Genomic DNA, 21,172 nt, shown 5'->3' with positions numbered 1-21,172 from the left:
TTATGACTCAAGATAAATCCTTAACACCTCAAGAGGTAGCAGATATTTTAAAGATAGCAAAAAATACTGTGTATGAACTAATAAAAAGAGGTGAACTTAAAGCTTATCGAGTTGGAAGAAAATTTAGAGTAGATTTTATAGATGTGGAAGAATATAAAAACAATTCCAGAGACAATAAAAAATCAATATTTAGTGAAATAAGTAGTGTAAATATTGAAAATGCTAAAGTAAATTCTCCTATTCCAAATACAGGAGTTATTTTATGTGGTCAAGATGTAGCTTTAGATATTTTGTGTAGACATATTGAATACCATCCCAAGGGCATTCAAATACTTAGATCTTATATGGGATCATACAATGCTTTGTATTCCTTATACCAAGATAAGGTTCATATAGCAACAACTCATCTTTGGGATGGAGATACTGATAGCTATAATATTCCTTATATAAAAAGATTAGTTCCTGGAATACCAACCATAACTGTACATTTAGCTTGCAGAAATATAGGATTCTATGTTAATAAAGGAAATCCTAAAAATATTAAATCCTGGTTAGATTTAGATAAAAAGAACATCTCCATAGTTAATAGAGAAAAAGGCAGCGGTGCAAGGATATTATTAGATGAGCATCTACGCTTACATAATATTGATCCTGAAAAAATAAATGGATATGCTAAAGAATGTACATCTCATCTAGCCGTTGCAAGCGCTATTTCTCGTGGTGATGCAGACTTAGGAATAGGCACTGAAAAAACAAGCCTGCAAGTTCAAGGTATAGAATTTATACCAATGAAAAAAGAACGCTATGAAATAGTTATAAAAAAACAAAATTCTACTATGCCTTATTTTGATATCTTAATGGAGATTTTAAATTCTGATGAGTTTAAATTAGAGCTTCAAGGTCTTGGTGGATATGATATAACTGAAACTGGTAAAATAATAAATTAAAAAAGTGGACTTCGCATCAGCAATTCTTAAATGCTAATGCAAAGTCCTTTTTTAAGAAACTAGCTTGCAATTATTGATGTAACTAAATTAAGTGTATTATCTAGTGAAATCTCCTTAACTATTTTATCTATATTATTTACCATGTTTTTTAGTTCTTTAGGATCATTAAATAATCTTTTAATTATATTATTTAAATTATCTCCTTCTGCATATATAGCAGCCTTTTCATTAACTAAAAATCTAACATTCTCTTCTTCTTGTCCTGGTATGTAATAAGGTATTATAATTGGAAGCCTCTTAACTAATGCCTCAGTTACGGTTAAACCACCTGGTTTTGTTATAATCAAACTTGCTCTATCCATTAACTGAGATACATTTGTTGTAAACCCTAAAATTATTAACTCTTTACTTATTGGTACTGTTTTATAGTTCTCTTCAAGTTCTCTTTTTAAAATTTCATTATTTCCACATACAGTTATTATTTTTAAAGGAATATCTAAATTCATTAGCTCAAATAAAGCTTTTTTCATAGATTTTAGTCCCATACTCCCACCCATTAGTAATATAGTAAATTCTTCTTCTCTACTTATACTATTAGTGAAATTCATAAAATCTCTCTTTACAGGAATTCCATAGCTATATATTCTTCCTTTATCTATTCCCTTTTCTATAAGACTTTCTTTCGTGTATTCACTTCCTACTATATAGGCATCCACACTTTTGTCCACATAAGTACTATGAGCTTTATAATCGGTAACTATAGATATAAATGGAATATTAATTTTATTTTCTTTTTTTAGATTTGCTATAACTTTAACCAATAATGGATGAGTAGATATTATTATATTAGGTTTATATTCTTTTATAATTTCATAAGTACTATCCTTTATAGATTTCCCTAATATTCCACCTATACTATTACTGGTTAATTTGTGATTGCTTGCTTTATATAACATTCCAAATAAACTAGGTACTTTAGTTGCAAGAATTTCGTATCCTCCTGATACCAATTTATCTAAAACTTCTCCAGTCTCTTTTATAGGTTCTATACATTTAACTTCGTAGCTTTGTTTTTCAAGCTCTTTTTTTAATGAATCTGCTACTGAATTATGACCTTGTCCTGTTGATGCAGTTACTATCAATACCTTTTTTACAAGATTCATAATAAAAATACCCCCTAAGTTATTTCTTATATTAATTTTATTATAAACCCATAAGATTAAAAGCACCTTAAGTAAATCTAAACAAATTCTTAACTTATTCATAAAAAAATAAAACTGTCTAAAGATACTTATCATCTTAGACAGTTTTATGTATTATTCTACTATGCTTATTTTCATCATGTTAGTAGCTCCAACTTTTTCAACTGGAACTCCAGCAACTATTACTACTGTATCACCTGACTTAACATATTTAGTTGTTTTAGCTATATCAACAGTTTTTTCCATCATTTCATCTGTTGAATTAACTCTTTCAGCTACTATTGGATATACTCCCCAACTTAAAGCTAATTTCTTTGCAACTTTCTCGTCTGGAGTTACTGCAATAATTGCACAATCTGGTCTACATTGAGATATTCTCTTTGCAGTTGCCCCTGATTGAGTTGATGATATTATTGAACTCGCTTTTAATTCATATGCAGCATTACATGCAGCTCTTGAAATAACTCCACCAATTGCTGGTATATGTCTTTTAGCGCTAGATACTGCTAATTCATAACTTAATTGATTTTCAGTTTCTTTAGCTATTTTAGCCATAGTTTCAACTGATTCTACTGGCCAGCTTCCATTTGCAGATTCACCTGAAAGCATTATAGCATCTGTACCATCTAATATAGCATTAGCTACGTCTGAAACCTCTGCTCTAGTTGGTCTTGGGTTTCTTATCATAGAATCTAACATTTGAGTAGCAGTAATAACTGGTTTACAAGCAGCATTACATTTATCTATAATCATTTTTTGCACAGCTGGAACTTTTTCTATTGGAATTTCTACTCCTAGATCTCCTCTAGCTACCATTATTCCATCAGAAACAGCTATGATTTCATCTATATTGTCAACACCTTCTTGGTTTTCTATCTTAGAATATATATCTATATGACTTCCGCCATTTTCTTCTAATATTTTTCTAATAGCTATAACATCTTCTGCTTTTCTTATAAATGAAGCAGCTACCATGTTAACACCTATTTCACAACCAAATTTAAGATCGGATTCATCTTTTTCAGTCATAGCTGGTAATTTAATTGCTACTCCTGGTACATTAACACCTTTATGAGTTCCAACCATTCCTGTATTTTTAACAACACAGTTTACTTTACCTTCTTCAACTGATTTAACTTCTAATCCAACTAAACCATCATCTATTAATATAGTATCGCCAGCTTTAACATCTTTAGCTAAACCTGTATAAGTTACAGAACATTTTGTAGTATCTCCAACAACATCTCCACCTGGATATATTGTGAAATCTGTTCCAACAGTTAATTCAACCTTACTTGGTTCAAATTTTCCGGTTCTTATTTCTGGTCCTTTTGTATCTAAAAGAACTGCTATTTCTCTATTATATTTTTTAGCTAATTCTTTTACTTTGTTTATTCTTGTTGCATGCTCTGCATGATCACCATGTGAAAAGTTGTGTCTAGATGCATTCATTCCTGCTTCTATAATTTTTGATAAAATTTCATCGCTATCACTAGCCGGTCCAATTGTACATATTATTTTTGTTTTTCTCATAGATAACACTCCTTATTTTTTAATTCCAAAATGCGTAAATAAAATAAATTAAAAATAAATATATTTAAAAAGCTATTGCTTTTAAATTAATTTTATGATGATATTTCAGTAGCTATATCGTATAATTTTTCATCAAATTTTCTTTCTATTGCTAAAGCTTCATCTATATCCACATCAATTACTTGATTATTTCTTATTCCTATTACTCTAGCAGTTTTTCCTTCTAATAAAACTTCCACTGCTCTATGACCTAATTTTGATGCAAGCACTCTATCGGAAGCTGATGGACTTCCACCTCTTTGAATATGTCCAAGAATAGTAGCTCTTGTTTCAATTCCAGTTACTTCTTCGATGTATGAAGCTAATTCTTCCGCTCCACCTACTCCTTCAGCAACTAAAATTAAATTGTGCATTTTTCCTTTAACTTTTCCTTCTAATATAGTTTTGCATAATTCATCTTTGTCAAAACCTTTTTCTGGCACTACTATTGATTCTGCACCACCTGCAAGACCTGCATATAAAGCTAAATCTCCACAGTTTCTTCCCATTATTTCTACTACAGAAACTCTTTCATGAGAAGTTGAAGTGTCTCTTAATTTATTTATAGCGTCAAGCACTGTATTTAAAGCTGTGTCAAATCCTATTGTGTAGTCAGTATAAGCTAAGTCATTATCTATAGTTCCTGGAAGTCCAACAGTTTTAACTCCAAGTTTAGAAAGAAGTTTAGCTCCTGTGAAAGATCCATCTCCACCTATTACAACTAATGCGTCTACTCCATAAGCTTTAAGTATTTTTGCGCCCTTTTCTCTGCCTTCTTCTGTTTTAAATTCATTACATCTTGCAGTCCTTAAAACTGTTCCACCTCTTTGTATAATATCTGATACTGAACGTCTGTCCATTGGATGAAGTTCTCCACTAATTAAACCAGCATATCCTCTTTCAACACCCATTACTTCCAATCCATTATGTAATGCGGTTCTTACAACTGCTCTTATTGCAGCATTCATTCCTGGTGCATCTCCACCACTTGTTAAAATAGCTATTTTTTTCATTAATTATGCCTCCTCTACACTATAGGGACACAGCTAGTCCCACATATGCTAAAATTTACCCACCACTTTTAAAAAAAACGTATTAATCCTATTTTCATACTTAATACTACTTATTATTCGAAGTTTTCTCAAAATTATAAATATATTAAGACAAATTAATTTTACTTAAAGTTTCGGGTATTTTCAAGCTTTTTACTAGGTTTTATTACAAAAAATAATGTAATCTATTTCATTTAACTATATTATACCCATTTCTCTTATTAATTATTATTTATTAACTTTTTGTCAAAGCTTTTATAAGATTTAAATATTTAATAAACTATTTAAAAACTTTCAACATTTTTTTCTATAAATCTACATCATATATACTATATCAAAAACCTTTAATTATTTCAAATACAAATAATGAAAAAAAGAGCTCCCAAAAAAATTGAGAGCCCTCATTTTTAATCAACTAATTTTACATTATCATTTCCAAATTTCTTTCTTAGATACTCTAAAGCTCCCTTGTCTAAATCTACCCAACAATCTCTAGATAATCTAAAGTTTTGTTTTTCTTTTTCAGTAAAAATATTAACTGGTGTATCACCTTTGTATTCGGTCAAAAGAACTTTAAGAAGCTTATTAATCTCTTTAGCCTTGCTAGTATTCTCTACGCGAATATAAACTTTTTCTGTGTTTATTTTTTCTAACGGAGTTATATCTTCACACAGAATTTTAGGTAATTCTTCTTCGTTTATACTTACTCTTCCTCTTACTACAACCAAGCTATCCATATTAATAAGTGAATTTACTTTCTCCAAAGTTTTAGGGAATACTACAACCTCCATAGATGCTGTTAAATCCTCTATCTTAACAAATGCCATCATAGTATTGTTCCTAGTTACTTTTCTACTTACATAACTTATTATTCCTGCAACTACAACTCTAGTTCCATCTTCTATAGCATCTTCCTTATATCCACTCATACCAACTGTAAGTACGTCATGTATATCTTCTTCCAAAACTTCCTTTGTAGCCATTATTTTATCTATAGTGGTACTAGTTTGTAATTTGATACTTTCTTTATAATCATCTAAAGGATGCCCACTTAAATATAAACCAGTCATCTCTTTTTCCATTGTTAAAATATAATTTTTCTTAAATTCATTTATCTGCGGATATGTAACCTCTGGTATAGATACATTTTCATTAAGATCAATAAATAAATTCATTTGTCCATCTATATTCCTTCTCTTATCTCCAGCAACTGAATCCATAACTTTTTCATGAACTGCTAAAAGTCTTGATCTATATACATTAAAACTATCAAAAGCTCCTGATTTTATTAAGCTTTCAACTGCCCTCTTATTTATAGATGAAAAATCCATCTTATTACAAAAATCTTGTAGGGATGTGAATTTCCCCTTCTCATTTCTTGCTTTTACTACTGATTCTACAACGTTATAACCTACATTTTTTATTGCAGCTAATCCGAATCTTATAGTATCTTCTTTAACTGTAAACTTAGAATAACTTTCATTGATATCAGGTAACAGAAGTTTAATGCCTAATTTTTCTGCCGAGTTTATATAGGCCGCTACTTTATCATTATTTCCCATTACTGAATTAAGCATTGCAGCTATAAATTCTACTGGATAATATCTCATTAAAAATGCAGTTTGATAACCTACTATTGCATAAGCAGCTGCATGGGACTTATTAAAAGCGTAACTTGCAAAGTCAATCATTTGATCAAATATTTTATTCCCAGCCTCTTCTGAAATGCCATTACCTACACAACCTGGAACTTCAATATTTCCTTCTTCATCTACTATTCCATAGATGAAGTTTCGTCTTTCCTGCTCCATTACCTCATGCTTTTTCTTTGACATAGCTCTTCTAACCATATCTGAACGTCCTAAAGAATAACCTGCAAGATCCCTAACTATCTGCATTACCTGTTCTTGATATACCATAACACCATAAGTAACATCCAATATGTTTTCTAATTCAGGTGTTATATATGTAACCTTATCTGGATTTTTTTTACTTTCTATATATCTAGGTATTTCTGCCATAGGGCCTGGTCTATATAATGATATACCCGCAATTATATCCTCTAAAGAATCCGGCTTTAAATCCTTCATGAAGCTAGTCATTCCAGCTGACTCCAATTGGAATACACCTACAGTTTTTCCCTCTCCTAACATCTTATAGACTTCTTTATCATTAGTATTAATATCATCTAAATCGATCTCTATACCTCTATTTTGTCTTATCATATCAACAGCATCCTTCATTACTGTTAATGTTCTAAGTCCTAAGAAATCCATTTTTAATAAACCAAGTTCCTCCAAGGTATTCATATCAAATTGAGTTACAATATTATCTTCATTTTTCTGTACTGGAACATATTCTACCAGTGGTCTTGAAGCAATTACAACACCAGCTGCATGGGTTGATGAATGTCTTGGCAATCCCTCTAAATCTCTACTTACATCTATTAAGTTTCTTACTCTATCTTCATCATCATATAGTTTTTTTAGCTCTGGATTTAGATTCAATGCTTTTTCTATAGTGATTCCTAACATTGTAGGAATCATTTTAGCTATTTTATCAACCTCTGCATAAGTATAATTCATAGCTCTTCCAACGTCCCTTATACAGGCTCTTGGAGCCATTGTTCCAAAGGTTATTATCTGCGAAACATTGCTTTCACCATATTTATCTACAACATAGTCAATAACTTCTTGTCGCCTTTCATAACAAAAGTCTGAATCTATATCAGGCATACTTACTCTTTCAGGATTTAAGAAACGTTCAAATAAAAGATTATATTTTATTGGGTCTATTTTTGTTATACCTAACGTATAAGCTACAATTGATCCTGCTGCAGACCCTCTTCCAGGACCTGTTGGGATGTTATTTTCATTTGAAAATCTTATAAAGTCCCAAACTATTAAGAAGTAATCTACATAACCCATCTGGTTTATTACTCCAAGTTCATACTCTAATCTATCCACAAGTTCTTTTACTTCAGTACTAATAATTTTATATTTCTCTATATTTTCATAAGAGTATTTTTCATTGGTTATATTATACTTTTCTAATAATCCCATAAAACATACATCTCTTAAGTACTCATAAGGATCTTGACCTTCTGGTAGTGGAAACTTAGGTAACTTTGATTTATGAAACTCATAATCAAAATTACATTGTTCAGCAATTTTAATTGTATTCTCAAGTGCCTCGGGAACATAAGAAAATAATTCCCACATCTCTTCTGGAGACTTTAGATAAAACTCATCAGAAGGATATCTCATCCTCTTTTCATCTTCTACTGTTTTTCCTGTTTGAATACACAATAATATATCATGAGATTTATAGTCCTTCTTCTCAATATAGTGAGTATCATTAGTAGCAACTAAAGGTATTCCAGTTTCTTTAGAAATTTCTATAAGACCTGCATTAACCTTTCTTTGCTCTTCTAATCCATGATATTGGAGTTCTAGATAAAATCCTTCTTTAAATATATCCTTATATTCTAAGGCAATATTCTTTGCCTTATTATAATTACCATTATTTAATGCTGAGTTTACTTCTCCTCCTAGACAAGCACTCAATCCTATTATACCTTCGCTATGTTTTCTCAAATATTCATGATCTATTCTTGGCTTATAGTAAAAACCATCCGTTGAACCCTTTGATACAATCTTCATCAAATTTTCATAACCTTGCTGATTTTTAGCCAAAAGAACTAAATGATGGGTTTCATTTTCACTATCATTATTTTTTATGTACATAGATTTAGGCACCACATAAACTTCACAGCCTAATATAGCTTTTATACCCGCTTTCTTGGCCTCTTTATAAAAATCGACACATCCATACATTACACCATGATCAGTTATTGCTATTGATTCCATCCCTAATTCTTTTGCTTTTTTTATTATTTTAGATATTTTACCTGAACCATCTAACAAAGAGTATTCTGTATGTAAATGTAGATGACAAAACTTCTTTTCACTCACTCCATCACTTCCTTCCCTATCTTCTATTTTAGACAAAAATAGCCCTAAATAAAATAGGTAAATCATCAAAGTTATAAATAAAATAAGACCACTACACAATATTGAAGCGATCTTATTTCAAAAAACACCTTATTCTATTTTAAATATCCCTACGTTCTCTTTCATTACTGCAGTCATATCCTTTAAGTCTTTAGATGTTACAGAAACATCAAGTGATGATTCTTTCATTTCCTCCATCGAAGCCGATATTTCTTGTGCTAATGAAGATATTTCCTGGGAAATTGATGCCACATTTTCACTTTTTATGACGATATCATCCTTATTAGACGACAACCTTTCAACGTACCTACTTACATTATTTATCCTAGGAGTTATTTCTTCAATAGATGATGATATCTCTTTAAAAGAAGTCATCGATGTATCTATTGTCTCTCTTTGTTTCACTATCTCGTTATTCATCTTTTCACTAGTCGAGGAAATATTTCGTGTATCTTTCAATAAATCAGATGCTATTTCAAAGATTTTATTTGAAGCTATTTTACTTTTTTCTGCTAGAGTTCTAACTTCATCAGCTACTACACCAAACCCTTTTCCTGCATCACCAGCAGCAGCCGCCTCTATTGCAGCATTTAAAGCTAAAAGATTGGTTTGTTCTGATATGGATTTGATTACTGAAGTAAACTCATTAACTTTTTTAATATTTTTGTCCATTAAATTTATTTTTTCTTTAAATTCACTAAATGTCACTATAAGCTCTAACAATCCTTGGACAACCATTTCCATAGAGTTATTAGACTTTTTAGCTTTTTCATCAATGTCTACCGCTCTAGTATTTATCTCCTCAAATTGTACTACTATTTTATCAAGTTCTCGTCCAAACTTATTCACTATTTCTACTGTATCGGTTAATTCCTGTGCTTGAGTATCACTTCCACTTGCAACTTCTTCTATTGCATGGGCTATGTTTTCAGTTGAATACACAAACTTACTTGAAATATTTGATAGATTTTCGGACTTCATATCAATACTATCTGAATTTATTTTTATTAAGGAAATTATTTCAGAAATATATTGCTGGGTTTTATTAATAGCATTTGCTATGTCTCCAACCTCATCTTTTTTCTTCTTTAAATTCTCTTCTACACCTTTTGTTAAGTCCCCAGTTGAAAGTATAGTCATATGATTGTCTATTTTCTTTAAATTTCGTGTTATTAGGTTTATTATTATTAATGCTGTCAATACACCAATAATCGCAACTATGCCTCCTAAAGCAGAGAAATACTTTGACAACTCATCAACCTCTTGCTGTATTCCCTGTTTATCTAGGTATTGACCAAATGACCACCCAATTACTTTTATTTTCCCATATGTTATTATATTATCTTTATTGTTGAGTTTGTATTCTCCTGAAGATACCTCACCTTTTATCATTTTTTGTTCTATATCTGCTAATCCAACATTAGCATCGAGCTCACTTAACTTTTTACCTATAAACTCTTTGTTAGTATGTATCTGTATAATTCCTTGTTCATTTAGTATAATCCCTGCCCCATATCCTGAGACTTCCTCTTTAACTATTCTGCTAAGCTCTGGCTCAATTCTATTTACAACTAGTATTTTAGATATCCTACCATCTACTACTATCGGAACTAAATAAGAAAATATAGGATTATTCTCTCCATCAATCCCAACTTTTTTTACTAACCCTTCTCCATTAAGCACTCTAGTTAATAACTCTTTATCTTCAAGCATTCCAGTTGTGTCATCACTATATTTTATACTCCCATTTTCATCTATAATTCCTATAGATATATGATCCCTTGATTTTTTTTGAGAATCAAGTAAATTTTTTAAGGTTTCCCAGGGAGTTTTTCCATCCTTCAAGATTTGAGAATTAACAATTCCCCACATACTTGTTAAATTATCATTAAAAATATTATTGATATTATTTATTTTTTCATTTGTTAATTCCATTAGAAATCTCTCTGAATTATTGGTTATGTGTTTTTTAGATTCACTTATAGCTACATAAGATAAAACTGAAACTAAAAGAATTATCATAGATACAATTGGTATTAATAGCTGATTTCTAATACTTTTCTTTATCATTGTTTTTATTCCTCCAAACAACCATCTTAATACCAATTTTACATAAAATAATTAAAGGTGTATTATTATTAATACACCTTTAACTCAATCTTTAACATTCATAACAATAACTTAATCTAAGTTTAACTATCTTATTTCCCTCGTAGCTCTTCTGCTATTTTTTCTATTTTTCTTAATCTGTGATTTACACCTGATTTCCCTACTGGTGGATCTAGCATTTCTCCTAACTCTTTTAAAGATTCATCCGGATAATTTAATCTAAGCTCTGCTATATCTCTTAAATTTTTAGGTAATCTTTGAAGACCTATTTCCTTTTGAATGAGTCTTATACTTTCAACTTGTCTTACTGCAGCATTAACAGTTTTACTTAAGTTTGCAGTCTCACAATTTACAAGTCTATTTACATTGTTCCTCATTTCCTTCATTATCCTTATATTCTCTAGCTCTAATAGGCAAGTATGAGCTCCTACTATATTTAAAAGATCAACTATCTGTTCGCCTTCTTTAATATAAACTATATAACTGTTTTTTCTCTGAATAATTTTAGAATTCAATCCAAACCTATTAACAAGTTTACTTAAATCTTTAGCATATTCTTCACTATGAGTCACAAATTCTAGATGATATGCTTTTTCTGGATTAGATATACTTCCTCCTCCAAGTAATGCACCTCTAATATATGCTCTAGCGTTTTCATCACTAGAAACCATTTGTTCTTCTATACCATAGCTTAAAGACATTATTCCTTCAACTTCTTTAAATATACCAGTTTCATAAAGTAGTTCTTTTACTCCCATTTCTTCTGTAACTAGAACCATATAAATATTGTTCTTTTTTAAAGAACTACTCTTTTTAACCATAAGTTTAGAGTGAATACTAAAGTGTTCTTTAAGAAGAGTAAATATTAATCTTGCTGAACCTGGGTTTTCTGTTGTTATCTTAAAACTAATCTGCCTACCACTAAAGGCTAAAGTTCCGCTTACCTTCATTATAGCTGATAATTCAGCTAAAGCCTCTTCCCTAGTTATATCTGTATATCTGCATATTTCTCCTTTAACCTTAGATGAAAATGATGACATAGGATCTCCCTTCCCTTTATACTTCCTTTAATATATAATTATTTACTTTCTTTTAACCTTTGGGATAGATACATATACTCTATTATCTTCTTCTTATCATAAAGAAGAGCTTTCTCCATAACTGTAGTCATTATTACTTTTGCGAGTTCCTCTGAATTATGTCTAATGAAGCCATCTTTATATTTAACTAAATTAGCTTCTATAATCTCTATTCCCATCTTATTTATAATCTCTTTATCAATTATTACTTCTTGAGAACCTTCTTCCCTATATTTTTCAATAAGATTTTTAGGTAATTCTTGAACATTTGCTATAACATAATCGACTATATCTTTCCCACAATGTTTATACAAAACTCTTAAATGATCTGAAACTTTAAAATTATCTGTTTCTCCTGGCTGAGTCATTATATTAGAAACATACATTTTTAAACCACTACTTCTCTTAATGGTTGTCGATATCTTTTTTACTAATAAATTTGGCAAAACAGAAGTATATAAACTTCCTGGTCCCATAATTATTACATCGGCTTCTCGTATAGCTGTTAATGCCTCCCTTAATGGCTCCGCATTTTCAGGTATAATCATTAACTTCGAAATCTTAGTTTTTTGTGCAATAGCTTCTTCTGGTATTTGAGATTCACCCTCTACTGTATTACCATTTTCATAAAATGCTTTCAATCTCATGTTTTCCAAAGTAACAGGTATAACTTTCCCTGTTACTGCTAATACCGAACTCATCTTCTGAACAGCATCCTCAAAATTATCTGAAATTCCATCCATTGCAGCTAAAAATAAATTACCGAAGCTTTGATTCTTAAGCCTTCCATCTTTAAATCTATATTGAAGTAGTTCTTCCATCAAGGGCTCTGTATCAGCCAAAGCTAATATACAGTTTCTTATATCTCCTGGCGGAAGAATACCTAAATCTTCTCTTAAATCCCCAGATCCTCCACCATCATCTGCAACTGTAACTATAGCAGTTATATTAGAAGTATAATACTTTAATCCTCTTAGCATTGTGGAAAGACCTGTCCCCCCACCAATTACTACTATTTTAGGTCCTTTTACTAATAATCTTTTTTCATATATAAGATTTTGCATTTTATCTGAATCTAAGGATACCTTTATATATCCTTTATTTATAAGTGCTATTATTCCCCTCATCACTTCAGTTACTGAAACGTATAAAACAAAAATCCCTGTTATTATTAAAAATACATAAAATACTTTATACATGATGCTATACATACTGTGTAAAGCAAGTTCCGTAAAACCGTAAGCTACTAAAAGCACTCCTAATAATCCAAATAAGATCCATCTTTTAACCCTTATTCCAGGTCTTAACCAGTCTAGGAACCTCATAACTTTCTAGCTCCCTTATAGGTATCTTCATTCACATCCCTATGCTCAATTCCAACCGTATAATCATTGCTTAACCTTTCATAAATGTCATTAGCAATTGCAACAGATCTATGTCTTCCTCCAGTGCAACCTATTGCAATAATCAATTGTCTCTTTCCTTCTTTAGTATAGTTTGGTATAAGGAATTTAAGCATATCTTCAAGCCTTTCAACAAATCCTATAGTCTCTTCTTGAGATAATACATAGTCTTTAACAGGTTTTTCATTTCCAGAAAAAGGTTTGAGTTCTGGTATATAAAAAGGATTTGGAATAAATCTAACATCAAATACCAAATCAGCATCTACAGGTATTCCATATTTAAAACCAAAGGATAATACAGTTACAGATAATTGCTTTTCTATAACCTTTCCATCTCCATAATTCTCATTTATTTTCTCCCTAAGATCTTTTATTGCATATTTTGATGTGTCTATAATTATATCTGCTCTATCCTTAACTTCCCTTAATTTCTTTCTTTCACTTTCTATTCCTGTTATAACTCTTCCATCTGGAGCTAATGGATGACTTCTCCTTGATTCCTTAAATCTTTTTACTAATATATCATCTGATGCTTCTAAAAATAATATCTCATACTTAAATTCACCATCTTTTAAATATATTAAGCTTTCAAAGAGGTCATCAAAAAAAACTCCCCCTCTAATATCTATAACAAGTGCAACCTTATCTATCTTTCCTTCACTTTGAATACATGCTTCTGCAAATTTAGGTATTAATTTAGGTGGTAAGTTATCAACACAAAAATATCCTAAATCCTCAAGGCTTCTTGTGGCTTCCGTTTTTCCCGCTCCTGACAATCCAGTAACAATTACAAATCTCATAAGTTCCCCTGACAATATTGCCTTAAGCAAAATCAGGATTTCACCGTCCTTTCTACTAAAAATCTATAATAAATTATATCATAAATACTTAATTTTTGTATTAATATTTATGTGCTTACCCCCTCCATTATGATGAATATTATTTTAAATACCACTAAGTAAAAAACTCAGCCCTAAAAGCTGAGTTCTTATTTATCTAATTATCTTTTTCTTCTCCAATTATCCTGACTTCAGTATTAAGCTCCACCCCAAATTTTTCTTTTATTGTTGCTTGAATATGAGCTATTAAATCTAAGATATCTTTAGCAGTTGCATCTCCTTTGTTAATTACAAAACCTGAATGTTTTTCAGATACAGCGGCTCCCCCTAAAGAGAAACCTTTAAGTCCGGCATCTTGTATAAGCTTACCTGCAAAGTATCCAGGTGGTCTTTTAAATGTACTTCCCGCTGAAGGATACTCAAGCGGTTGTCTTTCTTCTCTTCTTCTAGTTAATTCATCTACTCTATTTTTAATTAACTCTTTATCTCCAAACCTTAATTCAAAACAAGCGCTTATAACAACAAAACCATTCTCCATAATATACGAAGTTCTATATCCTAATTTCAGTTCATCCTTTGACAACTTTACTAGTTTTCCATCTCCGTCAATTATTTCGGCCCATTTTATAACATGAGATATTTCTCCATCGTAGGCTCCTGCGTTCATATATACAGCTCCGCCAATACTTCCTGGGATACCACAAGCAAATTCAAATCCTGTCAAAGAGTTATCCAATGCAGCTTCTGAAACCTTAGATAATAAAGCTCCGCATTCTGATATTATAGTATTCTCTTTCACTTCTATATTATCTAACTCGCAAAGTTTTATTACAACGCCTCTTATTCCACCATCTTTAACTAAAAGATTTGATCCATTACCAATTATATAGTATGGAATATTTTCATTTTTGCAAATATTTATAATTTCCACAACCTGCTCTTTCTTTTTTGGATTAAGCAAGTAATCTACTGGTCCACCAACTTTAAAATATATATGTTCACTCATTGGCTCATTTATCTTTATGTCATTTTTATCAAGTATTTTCTCTAGCTTATTTAATAAAAAACCGTACTGATTCATATTGAAACCCCTTCTGATTAATAGTACTCTAATATATAAGTATAATAAATAATCCTAAATTTAACAAGCTATATGTCTTTAAGCTTATTTTTCTTCACTAAATAGTTTATTATCCTATCTTTATTTGTGTTCATTATTAACTCTTCTGGAAAAGAAATTTCTTGTAAAAGTTCATGGGCTACATCAAATTTACCTATTTGAGTACATACATGGGCATCTGAACTGACTATTATATTAACCTCATATTTTTTACATAACTCAATTACTTTTTTACAATTCTTTTCACTTCCTGGCCTTGATCTAAATGAACTATTATTTACTTCTATTATTTTATTCTTTTCTTTTGCTTTTTTTATAACTTTCTCTATACATATTGGGAATTGGGGATTTCCTATATGACCTAATATATCAACCTTTGGGTTTTCCATTACATTTAAAAGTGCATTCGTATTCTGCTCTTCAGTTCCAGATTCTATAACAACATCATGTAAAGATGCAATTATTAAATCAAGTTTATTTTGTGTTTCCATTGGTATATCTATATTCCCTTCAAAGTCTACAATATTAGCTTCGCATCCTCTTAAGTGAATTACATCATACATTTCTCTTGGTAAAACCTTAAGATTATTAAAAAAGAATATATGTGGTCCTCCAGGCATAGCTGGTCCGTGTTCTGTTGTTGCTAAAACCTTAACTCCGTTTTCAGATGCCCACTTAATATTTTCTAACCATGTACTATAAGCGTGCCCTGAATCAATAGTATGTGTGTGCGTATCTACTACATATTTCATAGCTAAAGCCCCTCTTTCTTTCCCTATTTATTTAATTGCCACTAAAGTACTTTTTTATACTATCAGCAGCTTTTTTATCTATTCCAGGTGTTTCTAATAATTCTTCCACAGTGGCTTTTTTGATATTATCTACACTTCCGAATTTTAGAAGTAGGTTTCTTCTCCTCTTTTCTCCTACATAGGGGATATCTTCTAATATAGAATGAAGAGTTCTCTTATCTCTTAAACTTCTGTGATAGGTTATAGCAAATCTATGAACCTCATCTTGTATCCTTGTAAGCATATGAAATAAATTGCTTCTTCTTGACAATAATATCTCTTGATTATTATAAATAAGCCCTCTTGTACTATGTTTGTCATCTTTAACCATTCCACAAACAGGTATATCTACTCCAAAACTCTGTAAAACTTCAAGTGCTATATTAACTTGGCCTTTTCCTCCATCCATTAAGATTACATCTGGAAATACCGAGAATTTACCACCTCCAAGAGTTAATTTTCTCTCTTGAATTTGCTTAACTTCCTCTAATCCATGAGCAAATCTTCTTGTTAATACCTCTCTCATACTTTCATAATCATTAGGACCTTGAACTGTTTTTATTCTAAATCTTCTATAATCACTATTTTTAGGTTTACCTTCTTCAAATACTACCATGGTTCCTACAGAATCCACTCCTTGAATATTTGAGATATCATAAGCCTCTATTCTCATAGGCAACTCATCTAACTCTAAAATTTCTCTAAGCTCCTCTAAAGCTACCCTATTTATTTCTTTATCGCTTAATATCTTATCTTTAAATTTATCTAAAGTTACTTTTGCATTTTCTTCTACCATATCAAGAAGATTTATTTTCTCTCCTTTTTTAGGTATCTTTATCCAAACCTTTGACCCTCTTTTTATAGTTAGAAACTCTTCTAATAACTCTAAATCATCTACATCTGGTAGATAAACATTCTTAGGTATTTGCGCTGTTCCACCATAAAAACTAGTAATAAATTCTCTTAAAATTTCTCTTTTATTATATCCCGCTTTATCTTCAAATACAAAATGCTCTCTTCCACTGATTTTTCCATCTCTTGAAAAGAATATTTGTACACAACAATCTTTTTCATCACAATAAAGATTTATATAGTCTTCTTCTCCTTCTTTAACTGTAAACATCTTTTGTTTCTCTATTATATTTTCTATAGCTAATATCTTATCTCTATAACCTCCAGCTTCCTCGAATTCTAATTCATTTGAAGCCTTTAGCATTTTTTCTTTAAGTTCCTTAACTATATAATTATCTTTGCCGTTTAATATATCTATAATCTGATCTATCATCTTTCTATACTCAGCTTTCGATATAAGTGCAGCGCAAGGGGCCTTGCATAAATTAATATGGTAATTTAAACAAGGTCTTGTTTTTTCCCCACCTTCTATAATTGATCTCTTACAAGTTCTTAGTGGGAATATCTTCTTTATTAAAGTTATAGTCTCATAGACAGCTGTGCCATTTACATAAGGTCCAAAATACTTATTACCGTCTTTAGCATAATTCCTAGTAACGAATACTCTTGGAAAATCTTCATTCATCGTTATCTTAATAAACGGGTAAAACTTATCATCTTTAAGTGCAATATTATACTTAGGGCTATGTTTTTTAATTAGATTACATTCTAATAAAAGAGCCTCCATTTCTGAATCTGTAACTATATATTCAAACTCAGAAATATTAGCTACCATCTTTTTAACTTTTTCTGAATGATTTTTAGAACTTTGAAAATACTGTCTTACTCTATTTTTTAAAACCTTTGCCTTCCCAACATATATAATTTCACCTAAAGAGTTTTTCATTATATAAACTCCAGGTTTCTCAGGAAGGTTCTTCAAATGATATTCAAAATCAAATATAAAAATCACCTCTTCCTATTTGCCCATGGCTGTTTTTAATACCTTTCCTGCAGTTTCTGCCGCTGCTACACCGCCGACTCCTCCATTTTCGATTAACACTGCAATTGCATATTGAGGATTCTCTGCTGGAGCAAATCCAATAAACCAAGCATTTGGAACTGCATCTGTTCCATCAGGAAGCTTATAATCGGCTGTACCAGTTTTACCAGCCACATTAAGTCCTTTAAAATAGGTCCATTGACTGTTCTCTCTACTACTTACTACATTTCTCATGTAATCTTTAATTATCGCAGCATTTTCACTTGAAAGGCTTCTCCCTATATTTTTTGTATCTATATTCTTAACGGTCTTCCCATTTTTATCAACTACTGTATTTACAAGTTTAGGCTCAACCATTACTCCATCGTTAGCTACGGCAGAAGCTATTAATGCCATCTGCATAGGTGTAGCTAAAATAGAACTTTGACCTATTCCTGTTTGAGCTATGCTTCCTTTTTCTGAATCATCTATTGTAGGGAATTGAGAAGTTTCTATAACTACTCCATTAGCAGGGATGTTTTTATTAAAATAATAATTCTCTGCTGTAGTCTTAAGCTTATTGTTTCCTAAATCCATAGCTAGTGTACCAAAAACCACATTTGATGAAACCCTTAATGCATCCTTTAATCCTATAGAACCATATGAAGCTCCAGCATAGTTACTTAAGGATTGCTTAGAATTAAACACTATCTTTCCGTTATCATTAAAGGTTCTATTCGTAACTCCAGGTAAATTTTCTAATGAAGATGTTAAAGTTACAATCTTAAAGGTTGATCCTGGAGCATACATACCAGCTGTACTTCTATTAATAAGTGGAAAATTTGATTGCGCTCCTGAATTAGCTGCTTTCATAACATCGTCTAAATTATTAGGATCATACGTAGGACTAGAAACCGAGGCTATAATTTCCCCAGTTTTAGGATTTAACACCACTACTGCTCCTTTTTTATTTTCTAATGCTTGATAAGCAGATTTTTGTACATTAGTATCTAATGAGGTAACTAAAGAATTCCCAACTATATCCTCATCTTCATCTATTCTATTTTTAAAAGCTTCTTTAATTTTTAAAGTATCTAATAAACTATTAACCGAATAAGATATTTTATTATAATTTCTTAATTCCTTGTCATAAGTATTTTCTAATCCTGTTAGTCCATACTTTTCATTTGCATATCCTAAAATATGTGAATATAATGATCCTTGAGTATATTTTCTCTCTTGAGTTAATGCATCTTTTCTTTTACTCTCCGTTAGAGCCACCATATTTCTATCATATATAGTTCCTCTTAAAACCTTATTTCTTTCCGCCCACAATCTCTGATTACCTGTTTTTTCTGCTATATCAGGAGCTTTAAAAGCCTGAAAATAAGCTATATAAGTAATTAAAGCTAAAAGTAAAAAAGAAAAAACTATCATTACTTTTTTTATACTACTTTGAATATCTTTCATACTTTAACCCTCCTCTGATATCTTTTGCATAATTCCAAGTGCAAAAAACATTGTTAGCATAGAAGTTCCACCATAACTTATAAGAGGAAGCGTTATACCAGTCAATGGAATAACGGCAAATACTCCACCTATAATTACTAAAACCTGAGCTGCAATCATTGCTGAAAATCCAACTGAAATCAGTTGAGAAAATCTATCTTCAACCTTAAGTGCACTTCTCATACCTCTATAAAATAAAAGGAAGTAAAGCATTAATATACCTATCCCAAATACCATTCCCATTTCTTCGCAAATAACTGCAAATATAAAGTCCGTTGTATTTACTGGAATGAATCCTGGATACCCTTGCCCTAGTCCTGTTCCTACCATACCACCTGATGATATAGAATAAAGCCCTTGAACTATTTGATAACTTTCGTTATTAGCATATGCCCATAAATCCTTCCATATAAGAACTCTATTTCTTACATGAGAAAATAATCCATAGGCTACTACTGATCCTACAGAAAATAGCCCTAAACTCATAAATACGTATTTCCCTTTAGCTGTAGCTATATATAATATAGTTACTGAAATTCCAAAGAAAATTAAGGCAGAACCTAAATCTCTCTGTAAAACCATACATCCTATGGATGCCATAACTACTGCTGCTGGCTCCACAAGTTGTTTAAAGTCTCCCATTAAATTCTTCTTGTCTTCATAATTTCTTAAAGCCGAAGCCAGGTAGAGAACTAAAAATATCTTTCCGAATTCTGATGGTTGAAATCCAAAACCTCCAAATAGCACCCAGTTTTTTGCTCCATATTGTTCTTTACCGATAAGTAAGGCCATAGGCATAAACAGAGCCGTCGCCGCTAAAAAATAATATCTATATCTATTAAATGTTTTTAGGTCTGGAAGCAATACTATTATAAGAATATAAGCTGTTATTCCTGCTATAAACCATATGATTTGCTTAATAGCAACTTTTTCATCTAATCTATATAAAACTGCTATCCCTATTACTGCTAAAACAGCTGCAAATATAAGTATAAACTTATCTCCATCTGGATAGTATTTTCTTATAACAAAGTGAGAAAACCCTATAAGTATAATTAATACCCCTCCCATAATTAAAGCTCCTATATCTATAGGATCTTTAAGGACTGCTAGATTAACGAAAAGTGCTATGGTTAAAAAGTATACTACTGCTAAAAGTTTTCTTTCATCCTTTAAAGTCTTCATTTTTTCACCCCAGTTACATCACTTTAAATACTACTGTACCTATTTTTATTTCATCATTCATTTTTAACTTCATTCTTCCTTGTAGTTTTTGATTATTAATGTAAGTTCCGTTAGTACTATCTAAATCCTCTAAATAAAACTCATTATTTCTCACATATAACTTAGCATGGTTACCTGAAACAAAGGTATCAGATAAAATAATAGAATTATCATCTTTTCTTCCTATTGTTACAGTGTTTCTAACATGTATAAGAGAGCCTTTCTTTAGATTAGAGTTTTGTCCTTCATTAACAACTTCTAACCCATAGGCTAATTTTTCTTTATTAGATGAACCCTTTGTTCTATTTCCGCCTTTTACATCTTTGTACATAATTTTAAGCGCGTAGTAAATAATTATGTATAATACCACAATAAATAAAATTGCAAAAACCACTCCTATCAATTTCTGAAAACTCATGTACTCACCTCAATTATTATT

15 protein-coding genes are annotated in these 21,172 nt (G+C 30.8%); 1 reads left to right on the top strand and 14 read right to left on the bottom strand.

Going from position 1 to position 21,172, the window contains the following annotated elements; all coding sequences use genetic code 11:
• The first annotated feature begins 2 nt into the window (after positions 1–2).
• Positions 3–947, top strand: a complete 945-nt coding sequence (locus B3N22_RS15045; RefSeq protein WP_238902205.1) for a substrate-binding domain-containing protein — start codon at positions 3–5, stop codon at positions 945–947.
• 59 nt (positions 948–1,006) lie between these two features.
• On the opposite strand, the gene B3N22_RS15040 is transcribed toward B3N22_RS15045, so the two are convergent.
• From B3N22_RS15040 to B3N22_RS14975, 14 genes are all read right to left on the bottom strand, one after another.
• Positions 1,007–2,110: an MGDG synthase family glycosyltransferase gene (locus tag B3N22_RS15040; protein WP_286908416.1), complete on the bottom strand. Its 1,104-nt coding sequence runs from the start codon at positions 2,108–2,110 to the stop codon at positions 1,007–1,009.
• A 153-nt stretch (positions 2,111–2,263) separates the two neighbouring features.
• A complete protein-coding gene (pyk, locus tag B3N22_RS15035; RefSeq protein ID WP_073019214.1) occupies positions 2,264–3,682 on the bottom strand; it encodes a pyruvate kinase in 1,419 nt (472 codons plus the stop codon).
• A gap of 92 nt (positions 3,683–3,774) precedes the next feature.
• Positions 3,775–4,734 (bottom strand): 6-phosphofructokinase, encoded by a 960-nt coding sequence (gene pfkA / locus B3N22_RS15030; protein WP_073019212.1) that lies wholly within the window; start codon positions 4,732–4,734, stop codon positions 3,775–3,777.
• A 446-nt stretch (positions 4,735–5,180) separates the two neighbouring features.
• Positions 5,181–8,747 (bottom strand): DNA polymerase III subunit alpha, encoded by a 3,567-nt coding sequence (locus tag B3N22_RS15025; protein ID WP_286908503.1) that lies wholly within the window; start codon positions 8,745–8,747, stop codon positions 5,181–5,183.
• Positions 8,748–8,876: 129 nt separating this feature from the next.
• Positions 8,877–10,856 (bottom strand): methyl-accepting chemotaxis protein, encoded by a 1,980-nt coding sequence (locus B3N22_RS15020; RefSeq protein WP_286908413.1) that lies wholly within the window; start codon positions 10,854–10,856, stop codon positions 8,877–8,879.
• A 131-nt stretch (positions 10,857–10,987) separates the two neighbouring features.
• Positions 10,988–11,935, bottom strand: a complete 948-nt coding sequence (gene whiA / locus B3N22_RS15015) for a DNA-binding protein WhiA (RefSeq protein ID WP_073019208.1) — start codon at positions 11,933–11,935, stop codon at positions 10,988–10,990.
• Between the two features lie 38 nt (positions 11,936–11,973).
• Positions 11,974–13,299 (bottom strand): gluconeogenesis factor YvcK family protein, encoded by a 1,326-nt coding sequence (locus B3N22_RS15010; protein WP_073019206.1) that lies wholly within the window; start codon positions 13,297–13,299, stop codon positions 11,974–11,976.
• Entirely contained in the window at positions 13,296–14,177 is an 882-nt protein-coding gene (rapZ, locus tag B3N22_RS15005; RefSeq protein ID WP_073019203.1) for an RNase adapter RapZ, read from the bottom strand. The genes B3N22_RS15010 and rapZ overlap by 4 nt, the downstream gene beginning before the upstream one ends.
• Before the next feature lie 196 nt (positions 14,178–14,373).
• Positions 14,374–15,297 (bottom strand): UDP-N-acetylmuramate dehydrogenase, encoded by a 924-nt coding sequence (gene murB, locus B3N22_RS15000; RefSeq protein WP_238902209.1) that lies wholly within the window; start codon positions 15,295–15,297, stop codon positions 14,374–14,376.
• Between the two features lie 68 nt (positions 15,298–15,365).
• A complete protein-coding gene (locus B3N22_RS14995; RefSeq protein WP_286908409.1) occupies positions 15,366–16,088 on the bottom strand; it encodes a phosphatase in 723 nt (240 codons plus the stop codon).
• A 31-nt stretch (positions 16,089–16,119) separates the two neighbouring features.
• Positions 16,120–17,982, bottom strand: coding sequence for an excinuclease ABC subunit UvrC (gene uvrC, locus B3N22_RS14990; RefSeq protein ID WP_181603659.1), 1,863 nt, complete (start codon positions 17,980–17,982; stop codon positions 16,120–16,122).
• A 15-nt stretch (positions 17,983–17,997) separates the two neighbouring features.
• Positions 17,998–19,470 carry a peptidoglycan D,D-transpeptidase FtsI family protein gene (locus tag B3N22_RS14985; RefSeq protein WP_286908407.1) on the bottom strand — a complete coding sequence of 491 codons (1,473 nt, stop codon included), beginning with the start codon at positions 19,468–19,470 and terminating at the stop codon, positions 17,998–18,000.
• A 3-nt stretch (positions 19,471–19,473) separates the two neighbouring features.
• Entirely contained in the window at positions 19,474–20,694 is a 1,221-nt protein-coding gene (locus B3N22_RS14980; RefSeq protein ID WP_073019195.1) for an FtsW/RodA/SpoVE family cell cycle protein, read from the bottom strand.
• Between the two features lie 13 nt (positions 20,695–20,707).
• Positions 20,708–21,151, bottom strand: a complete 444-nt coding sequence (locus tag B3N22_RS14975; protein ID WP_073019194.1) for an FHA domain-containing protein — start codon at positions 21,149–21,151, stop codon at positions 20,708–20,710.
• Between the last annotated feature and the right edge of the window lie 21 nt (positions 21,152–21,172).

It is taken from the genome of Clostridium sp. UBA1652 (assembly GCF_002320975.1).
In the GTDB taxonomy this organism is placed as follows: domain Bacteria; phylum Bacillota; class Clostridia; order Clostridiales; family Clostridiaceae; genus Clostridium_T; species Clostridium_T intestinale.
This window is presented reverse-complemented; position numbering and strand designations above follow the sequence as displayed.